The sequence below is a fragment of the Mesorhizobium sp. B2-8-5 genome, from assembly GCF_006440675.2.
GTDB lineage: Bacteria > Pseudomonadota > Alphaproteobacteria > Rhizobiales > Rhizobiaceae > Mesorhizobium.
The window spans coordinates 4680828-4694277 of record NZ_CP083951.1 but is presented as its reverse complement, the minus strand read 5'-3'; the positions used below and the strand labels follow the sequence as shown (position 1 = coordinate 4694277).

Genomic DNA, 13450 nt, shown 5'->3' with positions numbered 1-13450 from the left:
AATGAGCGCTTACACCGGCACGTTGAATGAGACACAGCGCATGGACACCGCCGCCGCGGTCGCGGTGACGTTGACGGTCATCGGCTGGGCCTCGGCTTTCCCGGCAATCCGCGCCGGCCTTGCCGCCTTCCAGCCGCTGGAGTTAGGGGCGCTGCGCTTTGCCATCGCGGCGGTTCCGGCCGCCATTTTCCTCGCGGTGAAGCGCCCGGCGCTGCCCAGCATCGACGAATTGTGGCGCTTCGGCTTCGGCGGCGCCATCTTCGTCGCGCTCTACACTGCCATGCTCAATTTCGGCGAGCTCACCGTCTCGGCGGGCGCGGCCGGCTTCATCATCAATGTCAGCCCGATCTTCACCGCCATCATGGCGATGGCGCTGCTCGGCGAACGCTTCTCGCGTTTGGCGTGGCTGGGCACCGTCATCTCCTTCGCCGGCATCGGCATCATCGCGGTCGCGGACGGACACGGACTGCATTTCAACGCCGGCGCGCTGCTGGTGCTGGGTTCCGCCCTGTGCTCCGCCGTCAACACCATCGTGCAAAAGCCGCTCTTTGCCCGCCATCATCCGCTGACGATATCCGCTTCCAATATGGTGCTCGGCGCGCTCTGCCTGTCGCCGTTCTTGCCGGAAGCGTTTTCGCAGGCAGCGGTCGCCGACACCGCCGGTCTCGGCGCCGTCATCTATCTCGGCATCGTGCCCTCGTTGATCGCCTATGCCGCCTGGGCGACCGCGCTGTCGCGCCTGCCGGCCGCGCGCGCCTCGAACTTCCTCTATCTCGTCTCGCCGACCTCCGCCTTGATCGGCTTCTTCTGGCTGGGCGAAGTGCCGTCGCCGCTCGGCATCCTCGGCGGCGCGCTGGCGCTGGGCGGCGTGATCGTGGTGAATTTGAAGCGGTAGATCAGAGAGTTGGGATCGTTTCCAGGCTCGAATCGACAAGTTGAGTTCGTCACTTGCGGCCCCTGTGATGCGGACGTGAGGCAAGCTATCCTGATCCGCATTGACGGAGGGGATCGGGATGGGAAGAGGCTTCATTGCCACGGTTTTCTGCCTGCTGATGCTGAGCGGGAAAGCCGACGCGGGCTGGTACCAGGTGGAAAACTACGAAGGCTCCATCGGGCCGAACCCGGTCCATTTCTCCCTGCAGCGCTATGCCAGCTTCGGCAGCGGCATCAGTGTCGAAGGAAGCTACTTCTACGACGCCAGGCAAAGCCCGATTGCGATCTACGGCAAGGCGGAGGGCTCAAAGCTCACGCTGTGCGAGATCGCGGACGACAAGGAATTTCAACGCGTCCTCGTCATGGGGTCGAGGACACCCGTCGACACCACGGGATGTCCTTTCTCTCTCGAGGTCAGTGACAGCGGCGCGGCGGGAAGCTGGAGCAAAGGCGTGGACAAGTTTCCCGTTACGCTCAGAAAGGTCGCGAGTCTCGACGATACAGGCGACCTGAAGATCGACGGGACCGTCGAAATTCCCTTTTGGGCTGAAACGAACCGCGACAGATTTGCAGGGATCTACACGAAGTCCGACGCCGGCATCTGCATGACGAAAATGCTGGTGATCGACAAGAAGAAAAAGAAGGCCGTTCAGGAGATCGGCTTCGACGATGAGGACTGCAACGCCGGTATGTCGACGACGCCCATTTACATGAATGTGCAAAAATGGGTGGAGAGCGGCAAGGTCATCATTTCAGTGGATTTTGGAGGCGGCAAATTCGCAAGCGCGAACGACTATGTCCTCAACCTCAAGACAAGAAAATACCATCTGAAGAAATGATGCTCAGGCACATCTGACCAACCTTGGCAATGCGCAACAGCCAAGAGATCACCGCCGCCCGAACAGCCTTTCTATGTCGGCGAGCTTGAGCTCGATATAGGTCGGGCGGCCGTGGTTGCAGGTGCCGGACCCGGGCGTCGCCTCCATCTGGCGCAGCAGCGCGTTCATCTCCTCGGCCTTGAGCAGCCGGCCTGACCGCACCGAGCCGTGGCAGGCCATGGTCGCGGCTATTCTGTCCAGCCGTTCCTTCAGCGTCTCGACAGTGTCGTTGTCGGCGATCTCGTCGGCAAGGTCGCGCACCAGCTGCTGTACATTGGTCTCGCCCAGCATCGACGGCGTCTCGCGCACCGCCACCGCGCCGGGGCCGAAGCGCTCGAGGCCGAGGCCGAATTTGGCGAGCGTGTCGGAATGCATCGCCAGCCGCTCGGCATCTTCTTCCGGCAGGTCGACGATCTCGGGCAAAAGCAACATCTGCGAAGGCACCGCGCGCGCGTGCAGCGCATTCTTCAGCGCCTCGTAGACCAGCCGCTCATGCGCGGCATGCTGGTCGACGATGACGAGCGAATCCCGCGTCTGGGCGACGATGTAGTTCTCATGCACCTGCGCGCGCGCCGCGCCCAATACCATGCCGAGCAGCGCCTCAGTCGGCTCAGCGACGCCGGCCCGAGCGTCGGCACTGGCGAGCGGGCCGGTGTCGAAGGCGGCCTGCTCGTTCTCGGCAAAGCCATTGGACCGCGGCCTTGGTTCACCATAGCCCATGTCGAGGGGCCGCTGCGCCGAGCGCAACGGATCGAAGCCTCCGGAGCCGGAAGCGTGATAAGCGGCCTCGTAGCTGCGATGGCCGTTGGCCGGGCCGGCATGCGAGTAGGGCGCCGCCCCCGGCCGGAATGCCGCCATCATGCCGGCGGCCCCCGTGGTCGCCGCGCGGATGCCAGCGCCGGCCAGCGCCTCGCGGATGGCGCCGACGATCAGCCCGCGCACCAGGCCGGGATCGCGGAACCGCACATCGGCCTTGGCCGGATGCACGTTGACGTCGACGGTCGATGGATCAAGCGACAGGAACAGCACGGTCACCGCATGCCGGTCGCGCGGCAGAACGTCGGCGAAGGCGCCGCGGATTGCGCCGGCGATCAGCTTGTCGCGCACCGGCCGCCCGTTGACATAGGCATATTGCTGCAACGCGTTCGCCCGCGTGTAGGACGGGATCGAGACGTGGCCGGCCAGGTGGACACCCCCCCGCGCGGCATCGATGGCAATGGCATTGTCGGGAAAATCCTTGCCCATCACCTGCGCGACGCGGACAAGGCGACCTTCCGGCGTGTCGTCCGTAGCCGGCAGTTCCAGCGTCGAGCGGTCGGGACCGGCAAGCGTGAAGCGCACGGCCGGGAAAGCGATCGCGATGCGCTTCACCACGTCGCCGGTGGCCGAGCTTTCGGCGCGCTCGCCCTTCATGAATTTGAGCCTGGCCGGCGTGGCGAAGAAGAGGTCGCGCACCTCGACCGTGGTGCCGCGATTGGCCGCCGCCGGCTTCACCGGTAAGACGCGGCCGCCGTCGATGCCGATCTCGGCCGCGCTGTCGCCGCTTGCCGTGCGCGAGCGGATCGACAGCCGCGCGACGGAACCGATCGAGGGCAGCGCCTCGCCGCGGAAGCCGAGCGAGCGGATGTCGTGGATGTCGTCGGAGAGCTTCGAGGTGCAGTGCCGCGCGATCGCCAGCGCCAGCTCCTTTTCGGGAATGCCCGAGCCGTCATCGGTGACGCGGATGAGGTTCAGACCGCCGCCCGCCGTGACGATCTCGACGCGCGACGCGCCAGCATCGAGGGCATTCTCGACCAGCTCCTTCACCACGCTCGCCGGACGCTCGATGACCTCGCCGGCGGCGATCTGGTTGATCATCGTTTCGGAAAGCTGGCGGATCGGCATGCGGTCATTATAGGCGGATTCGCGGCCGGTGGGGGAGGGACAGAATGACGGCGGCTGTGGATCAGCTGGCGGCGCGGATCTCGCGCACCCCCTTGCGCAGCCGTCGCCGCAACAAGTTGCGCAGCGTCACCCCATCGCCGTAGCCGACCTTGGCCGCGATCTCCTCGACGCTGTCCGATGTGGTTTTCAAGAGATGCACCGCCTGTTCGACGCGCAGATCCTGGAAGAAGGACAGCGGCGTCTTGCCCAGCACATCGTTGACGCGCCGTGACAGTGTGCGCTTGCTGGCGCCGAGCGCCGCGGCCGCCTCATCGAGGTTGAAACCGTCGGCAAGCCGTCCACGCGCCCAGCGTTCGAAGCGCTCGACCAGCGGATTCGAATGGGCAAGGTGATCTGAAATTGCGTAGGCAGATTGGAGCGGCCGGCTGTCGACGATCAGATATTTCGCGGTCAGCGCAGCGAGTTCCGGACTTGCCTGCCGGATCACCAGCAAAGCGAGATCGATATGGCCGAGCGCTGCGCCCGCGGTGACGAATTGGCCGTCATTGACCAGCATGCGCGAAGCGTCGAGCCGTACTCCGGGATAACGCTGCCTGAACATCGGCGCCAACCACCATGTCGTCGTCGATGGCCGTCCGTCGAGCAGGCCGCTTTCGGCGAGAACGAAGGTGCCGATGCACGCCGCGCCGATGCGTGTGCCGTCGTCGGCACGAGCCTGCAGCGCTTCGACCGCCGCGCCGACATCGCTCCGCTTCAGGGCAGCGCCCAGTGGCTCGGGCATTTTCTGGCCGAGCGCAGGGATCAAAAGCCAGTCGGGGGCTGGTTCGCTGCCAATCGGCACGGCTGGCACTTGCATTCCCTGTGCGGTGCGCACGCTGTCGCTAACCCCCACGATGGTGGTGACGAAGCGGTTGGGCGGCGCCGGCAGCATGGCGGCGAGTTCGTTGGCCGTGCCGAAGACGTCCAGAACGCAGGCCAGCCCGGTGTCGAATGCGCCGTCGAGAACAAGTACGGAAATGTTCATGGCAAGAATGATATCAAAGAAGTCATTTCTGCCAATACTGTTTTCGCTTCAGTGCTGCGACCCTGCTCTGCGACGGTCGATCTGGCCGTGCACCGAAGGAGAGAAGAAATGATCAAGCTTGCACTGTTCGCCCGTTTCGAAGCCAAGCCCGGCAAGGAAAAGGACGTCGCCGCCTTCCTGCAGGCGGGGCTACAGCTTGCCAACCGGGAGGCCGGGACGCCGATCTGGTTTGCCCTGCAGCTTTCGCCAAGCGTCTTCGGCGTTTTCGACGCCTTTCACGACGAAGCCGGGCGCGAGGCGCATCTCACCGGCGAGATCGCCAAGGCCTTGATGGCCAATGCCGAGACGCTGTTTGCCGGACCGCCGACCATCGACAGGATCGATGTGCTCGGGTTGAAGAACGACGGCTCGGTGTGAGCCTGTCGGCCGCACCGTGAACTGGCCATACGCCGGCTTGCGGTGCGCGGTTTCACGCCTGCGCCACCAGCCAGTCCCTGACCCTGCGCGCATTATCACTGAGGTCGCGGTTCTTCGGCCAGATCACGTGGAAGCCGATGCCGGTCCGCATCACATGGTCCGTCACCGGCACCAGCAGCCCGGACGCAACCAGCCGCTCGACCAGATGCCGCCATCCGAGCGAGATGCCTTGCCCCTCCATCACCGCCTGGATCACCAGGGCATAATCGTTGATGCGCAAGCCGCGCTCTGCGTTACGCAGGCTGGTTCCGGCCGAAGCAAACCATTCATCCCAGTTCGGCGCCTCGCGATAGGGCTCCTCGAGATGTATCAGCCGGTGCGTGGCCAGTTCCTCGACCGTCCTCGGCTTGCCGAATTTGGCGAGATAGCTCGGTCCCGCGACCGGGAAGATCTCCTCGTCGGAGAGCGACAGCGAGTGATAGTCCGGCCAGTCGCGCGGCACGCCGCCGCGCACCCCGAGCGGAATGCCCTCGGCGATGATGTCGAGATCGCGGTCGGCGGTCTGGATGCGCAGGTCGACGCCCGGCAGTTCGTCGCGGAACTGCTGCAGGCGCGGCATCATCCAGAACGAGCCGAAGGCTGTCGAGGCGGCAAGCGTCACGTGCCCGCCCGTCGCCTGCAGGCGCAGGTCCTCCGCCGATTTGCGGATATGCGACAGGCCGAGCGAGACGTCAGCATGGAAGCGCTCGCCGGCCTCCGTCAGAATCACCTGGCGGTGGCGCCGTTGGAAGAGCTTGGCGCCGAGCTGCTCCTCCAGGCCGCGCACGGCATAGGAGACGGCCGCCTGGGTCATGCCGAGTTCGCGTCCGGCGGCGGTGAAGCTCGACAGCCGGCCCGCGGCTTCGAAGACGATGAGGCTGCCGGCTGAGGGCAGGAGGTGGCGCAGGCTTCGCATAAGGTGAGCTTATACAGAAGATCAGGATTTTCCAGCGTCACAGCCATATTTTGCCTCGCTAACGTGAGTGGCGGGAAGAAGGAGGCTCCATGAACGCACCGGCCGTTGAATTGACCGAACAGACCCACCGCCGCGGCGGTGGCCGTCTTGGCCGCAAGGCGCTGAGAAGCACGCCGATCGCGTCCTTCCCGACCCTTGTCCGCAAGATCCCCGCCTATGAGATCGTGCCTGACGAGGCGGTGGAGCTGATCCACGAGGAATCGCTCAAGATCCTCGAGGAGGTGGGGTGCGAATTCCGCGACGACGGGGCGATCGAGCTCTGGAAAGCGGCCGGCGCGGACGTGCGGGAGACGCGTGTCCGCATCGACCGCGCTTTGCTGATGGAACTCGTCTCGAAGGTTCCGGCGGAATTCACGCTCAACGCGCGCAACCCCGAGCGCACCGTGCGCGTCGGCGGCAAGAACTCGATCTTCGTGCCGATGTATGGCGCGCCCTATATCCGCGACCTCGACAACAAGCGCCGTTACGGCACGCTCGCCGACCTCAACAATTTCCACAAGATGGCCTACATGGCGCCGGCGCTGCATTCGTCGAGCTCGGTCATCTGCGAGCCGATGGAAATCGCCGTGCCGAAGCGGCATCTGCACATCATCCATTCGGCGCTGAAACATTCCGACAAGCCGTTCATGGGCATCGTGACGTCGAAGGAACGCGCCGAGGACACGATGGCGATGGCTGGCATCGTCTTCGGCGAGGACTTCGTGCGCGACAACCCTGTGCTGGTGGCGATCACCAACTGCAATTCGCCGCTGGTGTGGGATGCCACCATGATCGACGCCATGCGGGTCTATGCCAGCCACAATCAGCCGCTGATCCTGGCGCCCTTCGCGCTGTGCGGCGCGTCGACCTCGGCTTCCGCCGTCGGGGCGGTGGCGCAAGTCAACGCCGAGGCGCTTGCCGGCGTGGCCCTGACCCAGCTCATCCGCCCGGGCTCGCCGCAGATCTACGGCCAATTCATGGTCACCGTCGACATGAAGACCGGCGCTCCGATGGGCGGCACGCCGGAGGCGGCCCAGATGATGTATCTGATGGGTGCGCTGGCCAGGAAATACAAATTGCCCTGGCGCACCTCCGGCTTCCATGTCGGTTCTAAGCTCAACGACGCGCAGGCCGGCTATGAGGCGAACATGCTGATGCATGCCGCGATCCTCTCGGGCGCCAATTACATCTGGCATTCCGCCGGCTGGCTGGAAGCGGGCCTCACCTGCGGCTATTCGAAATTCGCCACCGACTGCGAGCAGCTCGTCGGCTGGTACAAATATGCCGGCGGGGTGCCTTTCGACGATTTCAAGGAGGCGATGGCGGCGATCCGCGAGGTCGGTCCGCAAGGGCATTTCCTCGGCACGCAGCACACGCTCGAGCATTTCGAGAGCGCCTTCTTCATGCCGAACATCATGGACTTCAACTCCTTCGAGCAGTGGAACGCCGAAGGCGCGAAGGACCATGACACGCGCGGTCGCGAAAAGGCGCGCGCCATGCTCGCCGACTACCAGGAACCGAAGCTCGACGAGGGCATTGCCGAGGGTCTCGCGGATTTGATCGCGCGGCGTGAGGAAAAGCTGCCGGACAGCGTTAGTTGATGGATTGCAGCGTTAGTTGAAACCAACCGGGCGAAGACCTGAAGAAATCAATGGGAGAACGAGAATGACACTTTTCAGAAGCAATGGTGACAGGGTCCCGGCCGCTATCGAAGCGATGGCAGAGGAGGCGCGGGAGGGTCGTGTCGACCGGCGCGAATTCCTGGCTCTGGCGAGCGCCTTCGGCGCGTCGACGGCTTTCGCCTACGGCATGCTCGGCCTTGCCGCGCCGACCAAGGCACTCGCCGATGAGCCCAAGAAGGGCGGAACGCTGCATGTCGCGATGTCGGTCAAGGCGCAGAAGGACCCGCGCACCTATGACTGGACGGAGATGGCGAACATCACCCGCACCTGGCTGGAGCCGCTGGTACGCTACACGCACCAGTTCACCTTCGAGCCGGTGCTGCTGGAAAGCTGGGACGTCAATGACGACGCCACCGAATACACGCTGCATCTGCGCAAGGGCGTCACCTGGAACAATGGCGATGCCTTCAACGCGGACGACGTGGTCGCCAATCTGAACCGCTGGTGCGAGAAGGGGGCGTCCGGCAATTCCATGGCCGCCCGTGTCGGCGCGCTGATCGACGCCAAGACCGGCAAGGCCAAGGATGGCGCGATCACCAAGGTCGACGACCACACGGTCAAGCTGAAGCTCAACGAAGCCGATATCGCCATCATCCCGGGCCTCACCGACTATCCGGCCCTGGTCGTCCACCGCGACTTCGACAAGGATGGCGCCGATCCGATCAAGAAGCCGATCGGCACCGGAGCCTTCGAGCTGGTGTCTTATTCGGTGGGGTCGAAGGCGGTCGTCAAGCGCCGCGAGAACGGCAAGTGGTGGGGCGGCGAAGCACCGCTCGACGGGGTCGAGTTCATCGACTACGGCACTGACTTCAACGCCACGCTGAATGCCTTCGATTCCGGCGAGATCGATCTCGATTTCGAGACGCCGGCCGACTTCATCGACCCGCTCGACAAGATGGATCTGGTGAAATCGGAGGTGGCGACGGCAACCACGCTCGTTGCCCGCACCAACGTCACGCACAAGCCCTATGACGACAAGCGGGTGCGCAATGCGCTGCAAATGGCGGTCGACAACAACCAGGTGATGCAGCTCGGCTACAATGGCCGCGGCACGGTCGGCGAGAACCACCACGTCAGCCCGATCCATCCCGAATACTACCCGCTGCCCAAGAAGGAGCGCGACGCCGCCGGCGCCAAGAAGCTGATGGCCGACGCTGGCCAGGCTGACTTCGAGCATGAGCTGATCACGGTCGAGGACGAATGGCAGAAGAACACCGGCGACGCGATCGCCGGCCAGTTGCGCGACGCCGGCATCAAGGTGAAGCGCACGGTGCTGCCGGGCTCGACCTTCTGGAACGACTGGACGAAATATCCTTATTCCATGACCATCTGGTACATGCGCCCGCTGGGCGTCCAGGTTCTGGCGCTCGGCTACCGCACCGGCGAGGCCTGGAACGAAACGGCTTATTCCAACCCGGATTTCGACGCCAAGCTCAAGGAGGCGCTGTCGCTCATCGACGTCGCCAAGCGCAAGGAGGTGATGAAGGACGTCGAGACGATCCTGCAGGACTCCGGCGTCATCGTTCAGCCCTTCTGGCAGAAGCTCTACTGCCATATGAACAAGAAGGTGAAGAACTACTCGATGCACCAGACCTATGAAATGGACTTCCAGAACGTCTGGCTGGATGCCTGAGAAGGACAGCGCAAGGACTTCATGAGCCGCAAAAAAGCCGATATGCAGGATGCGTGGTGGCGATCTTGCCACCACGCCGCCGAACCTCCGGAGATCCTGCATGAAGCCGATAGTGCTTGCCGCTGCCATGTCGATTGCGTTGCCCGGCGCCGCGCTTGCCGGGCCGGCGTCCAACGCCGTGAAGTTCTTCTACGTGCCGGAAGTGAAGTTCGAGGCGGACGCCAAATATCGCGACCGCTTCACCGAGCCGGTCACCAGGCTGTTCGAAGCCAACGACAAGGCGCAGAAGGAGAAGCCCGACGAGGTGTCCTGCATCGATTTCGACCCGGGCCTCGACGCCCAGGATTTCGATCAGAAGACCCTGTCGAAGACGCTGAAGCTCGCCGAGACCGTCAATGGCGACACCGCCGAGGTGACGACAAACTTCAATCTTTTCCCGGAAGGCGATGACTCCAAACGCGAAATGGTGTGGTCGCTGAAGAAAGTGGACGGCAAGTGGAAGATCGCCGACATCACCTCCAAGACCAGCGGCTGGAAGCTCAGTGCGCTGGAATGCGGCGCCTCGACGGAGTGATGCCGTGCTTCGTCGTCTCGTCCTTGCGCTGTCGAGCTTGTCGATGCTGGCCGCGGGGCTGAACGGCGGCGCCTCGGCGCAGGGGCTCTTCGGCGCGCCGCCGCCGAGCGCGTCCTCGGGCGACAATGCGCCGGCGGACGACAAGTCGCCGCCTGTGGTCGACAAGTCGCCGCCGGCGGACGATACCTCGCCGCCCGCCGCAACCCAGGCGCCGGAAAACAAGCCGGTCGAACTGCCGCCGCCCGCGCCTGTCCTGCCTGGATCGCCGACAGCGGTGGTCAAGCCCTTCTACGAACATCTCGGGCTCGAGCTCGATCCGGCCCAGCGCAAGAACTTCGTCGATCCGGCGAAAACCGTGCTCGACAAGAGCGATGCGCTGCGCGCCTCGGGGCAGGGCGAATGCCTGGATCCCAACATGGCGCTCGACAATGCAGATTATGACAAGCTCGCCATCGACAAGAGCCTGCGCACCATCGAGGCCGTCAACGGCGATCAGGCCAAGGTGGTCGTGGCCTTCGTCGTCGAAGGCCACCAGCATCGCCTCGAGTGGAAGCTGAAGAAGGTCGGCGGCGGCTGGAAGATCTCCGATCTTCTGTCGGTGACCGGCGAATGGGCGCTCAGCCAGTACCAGTGCGAGTGATGGCGATTAAAGATCAGCGCCGGCGATCCTTCGTGCCCCCTTCTGTCCTGCACAGAGGGGGGCGCTGTCCCGCCGGCTTCTCGCAACAAATTTCAGCCCCTGCCGCGATAAGGCGCGACGCCGGTATCCGGCAGCCATACGTCCTTGGGCGGCGCGCCGGTCTGCCAGAAGACGTCGATGGGGATGCCGCCGCGCGGGAACCAGTAGCCGCCGACGCGCAGCCAGAGCGGCTTCGTCGCCTCGACGATGCGGCGGCCGATCATCACCGTGCATTCCTCATGGAAGGCGCCGTGGTTGCGGAACGAGGTCATGAACAACTTCAGCGATTTCGATTCCACCAGCGTCCGGTCGGGTGCGTAGTCGATAACGATGTGGGCGAAATCGGGCTGGCCGGTGACCGGACAGAGCGAGGTGAATTCCGGGCAAGTGAAACGCACGATCGCCGGCGGGCCGTCGCCGCGCTGGAACGGCACGGTCTCCAGGACCGCCTGGTCGGGGCTCTGTGGCGTCTCGACGTGCTTGCCGAGCTGGGTGAGGTTCTTGGCGTCGGTCATGGGCAACTCCTTGCTGCCGCCGACGGTTCGACGGGCGGCAGCGCGATCATTTGGCGCCGCGTTCAATTGGGCGCGGCGCGCTCATTAGCACAATTTGATTTTGAAACGGCAGGAAGAAGATGACCAGCAACGACCCGCTTCTCCAACCTTACCAACTCAAGCATCTGACGCTGAAGAACCGGGTGATGTCGACCAGCCATGAACCGGCCTATTCCGAGGACGGCATGCCGAAGGAGCGCTACCGGCTCTACCACGCCGAAAAGGCCAAGGGCGGCATGGCGCTGACCATGACGGCGGGCTCGGCGATCGTTTCGCGCGACAGCCCGGCCGCCTTCGGCAATCTGCATGTCTATGACGACCGCATCGTGCCGTGGCTGGCTGAGCTCGCGGATGCCTGCCATGAGCATGACTGCAAGGTGATGATCCAGATCACCCATCTCGGTCGCCGCACGGGCTGGAACAAGGCCGATTGGCTACCGGTGCTGTCAGCCTCGCCGGTGCGCGAGCCGGCGCATCGCGCCTTCCCGAAGACCATCGAGGAGTGGGACATCGAGCGCATCGTCGCCGACTATGCTTCGGCCGCGCAGCGCTGCCAGGCGGCCGGCCTCGACGGCATCGAATTCGAATCCTACGGCCATCTGATGGATGGCTTCTGGTCGCCGCTGACCAACCATCGCGACGACGAGTTCGGCGGCTCGCTCGACAACCGGTTGCGCTTCACCGACATGGTTCTGGATGCGGTGCGCGCCGCGGTCGGTAAAGAATTCATCATCGGTATTCGCATGGTTGCCGACGAGGATTTCGAAAAGGGCATCTCGAAGGAGGTGGGCGTCGAGATCGCCAGGCGGCTCGCCAATTCCGGCAAGGTCGATTTCCTCAACATCATCCGCGGCACGATCGAAACCGATGCGTCGCTGACCAAGGTCATTCCGGTGACCGGCATGCGCTCATCGCCGCATCTCGATTTCGCCGGTGAGGTGAGGGCGGCGACGAAGTTCCCGACCTTCCACGCGGCGCGTATTTCCGACGTCGCCACCGCCCGCCACGCCATCGCCGCCGGCAAGCTCGACATGGTCGGCATGACGCGCGCCCATATCGCCGATCCGCACATCATCCGCAAAGTGATGGAGGGCCGCGAGCACGAGATCCGCCCCTGCGTCGGCGCCACCTATTGCCTCGACCGCATCTATGAGGGCGGCGAGGCGCTTTGCGTCCACAACGCCGCGACCGGCCGCGAGGCGACCATTCCGCATATCATCGCCAAGAGCGAGGGACCGAAGAAGAAAGTCGTGGTGGTGGGCGCTGGCGCCGGCGGCCTGGAGGCCGCCCGCGTCGCAGCCGAACGTGGCCATCAGGTGACTGTGCTGGAAGCCTCAAGCCAGGCCGGAGGACAGGTGCGCTTGGCAACCCAGAACCCGCGCCGCAAGGAACTGATCGGCATCATCGACTGGCGATTGGCCGAGCTCGACCGTCTCGGCGTTGAAATCCGCTACGACACCTGGGCCGAGAAGGACGATGTCCTGGCGCTGTCGCCGGATGTGGTGATCGTCGCCACCGGTGGCATGCCGCAGAACCCGCCGCTGACGGCCGGCGACAATCTGGTGACCTCGAGCTGGGACATCATGGCCGGGAGCGTCAAACCGGCCGAGAACGTGCTGCTCTACGACGACAATGGCGGCCATCAGGGCATGGGCGCCGCCGAGCTGATCGCCAACAGTGGCTCGAAGCTGGAATTGGTTTCGCCCGAGCGCTTCTTCGCGCCGGAAATGGGCGGCCTGAACCACGTGCCCTATATGCGCGCCTTCCATGAGAAAGGCGTCACCGTCACCATCAACACCCGCCTGCGTTCGGTTCGCCGCGAGGGCAACCAGCTCGTCGCCGAGCTGGCGTCGGACTTCGCCGACGGCTGGCGCGGCGAGCGGCGCATCGACCAGGTGGTGGTCGAGCACGGCACCGTGCCGCTCGACGATCTTTATCTGTCGCTCAAACCCCTGTCGAAGAACGGCGGCGCGGTCGACTATGAGCGGCTGGTGAGCGGCGGCGACATCTTCCCCGCGCGCAATGCCGAAGGCGGCTTCGTGATGTTTCGCATCGGCGACGCTGTCGCCTCGCGCAACATCCACGCCGCCATCTATGACGGCATACGGTTCGGGATCAGGATCTGAGGGTTGTGACGCGCAACGGACCTTTGCAAGGAGAGCCACCTGCCGCTTGGTCCGTTGCGCGCCGCGCCCGGT

12 protein-coding genes are annotated in these 13450 nt (G+C 64.4%); 8 read left to right on the top strand and 4 right to left on the bottom strand.

The window, feature by feature from the left end; translation table 11 throughout:
- Position 1 precedes the first annotated feature (1 nt).
- Entirely contained in the window at positions 2-895 is an 894-nt protein-coding gene (locus tag FJ430_RS22920) for a DMT family transporter (protein ID WP_140704171.1), read from the top strand.
- Between the two features lie 118 nt (positions 896-1013).
- Entirely contained in the window at positions 1014-1772 is a 759-nt protein-coding gene (locus FJ430_RS22915) for a hypothetical protein (protein ID WP_140704169.1), read from the top strand.
- A gap of 48 nt (positions 1773-1820) precedes the next feature.
- On the opposite strand, the gene mutL is transcribed toward FJ430_RS22915, so the two are convergent.
- On the bottom strand, positions 1821-3695 hold the full coding sequence (gene mutL, locus FJ430_RS22910) for a DNA mismatch repair endonuclease MutL (protein ID WP_140704167.1): 1875 nt from the start codon (positions 3693-3695) through the stop codon (positions 1821-1823).
- Positions 3696-3756: 61 nt separating this feature from the next.
- Positions 3757-4719: a GlxA family transcriptional regulator gene (locus tag FJ430_RS22905; RefSeq protein WP_140704165.1), complete on the bottom strand. Its 963-nt coding sequence runs from the start codon at positions 4717-4719 to the stop codon at positions 3757-3759.
- A 108-nt stretch (positions 4720-4827) separates the two neighbouring features.
- Between FJ430_RS22905 and FJ430_RS22900 the strand changes: the two genes are divergently transcribed.
- Positions 4828-5136, top strand: a complete 309-nt coding sequence (locus tag FJ430_RS22900; RefSeq protein ID WP_140641219.1) for a putative quinol monooxygenase — start codon at positions 4828-4830, stop codon at positions 5134-5136.
- A gap of 52 nt (positions 5137-5188) precedes the next feature.
- Here the strand turns inward: FJ430_RS22900 and FJ430_RS22895 are convergent, their stop codons facing one another.
- A complete protein-coding gene (locus tag FJ430_RS22895) occupies positions 5189-6091 on the bottom strand; it encodes a LysR substrate-binding domain-containing protein (RefSeq protein ID WP_140641221.1) in 903 nt (300 codons plus the stop codon).
- Positions 6092-6180: 89 nt separating this feature from the next.
- Between FJ430_RS22895 and FJ430_RS22890 the strand changes: the two genes are divergently transcribed.
- The 4 genes from FJ430_RS22890 (at position 6181) to FJ430_RS22875 (ending at position 10659) form a co-directional block, all read left to right on the top strand.
- Positions 6181-7731: a trimethylamine methyltransferase family protein gene (locus FJ430_RS22890; RefSeq protein ID WP_140704163.1), complete on the top strand. Its 1551-nt coding sequence runs from the start codon at positions 6181-6183 to the stop codon at positions 7729-7731.
- 64 nt (positions 7732-7795) lie between these two features.
- Complete coding sequence (locus FJ430_RS22885) at positions 7796-9445, top strand: ABC transporter substrate-binding protein (protein ID WP_140704161.1); 1650 nt, start codon at positions 7796-7798, stop codon at positions 9443-9445.
- A 100-nt stretch (positions 9446-9545) separates the two neighbouring features.
- Complete coding sequence (locus FJ430_RS22880; protein ID WP_140704158.1) at positions 9546-10019, top strand: DUF3828 domain-containing protein; 474 nt, start codon at positions 9546-9548, stop codon at positions 10017-10019.
- A gap of 4 nt (positions 10020-10023) precedes the next feature.
- A complete protein-coding gene (locus tag FJ430_RS22875) occupies positions 10024-10659 on the top strand; it encodes a hypothetical protein (RefSeq protein ID WP_140704156.1) in 636 nt (211 codons plus the stop codon).
- 92 nt (positions 10660-10751) lie between these two features.
- Here FJ430_RS22875 and queF read toward each other — a convergent pair whose 3' ends face one another.
- Positions 10752-11213, bottom strand: coding sequence for a preQ(1) synthase (gene queF / locus FJ430_RS22870; protein ID WP_140704154.1), 462 nt, complete (start codon positions 11211-11213; stop codon positions 10752-10754).
- Between the two features lie 119 nt (positions 11214-11332).
- Between queF and FJ430_RS22865 the strand changes: the two genes are divergently transcribed.
- On the top strand, positions 11333-13378 hold the full coding sequence (locus FJ430_RS22865) for an FAD-dependent oxidoreductase (RefSeq protein ID WP_140704152.1): 2046 nt from the start codon (positions 11333-11335) through the stop codon (positions 13376-13378).
- Positions 13379-13450: the final 72 nt, after the last annotated feature.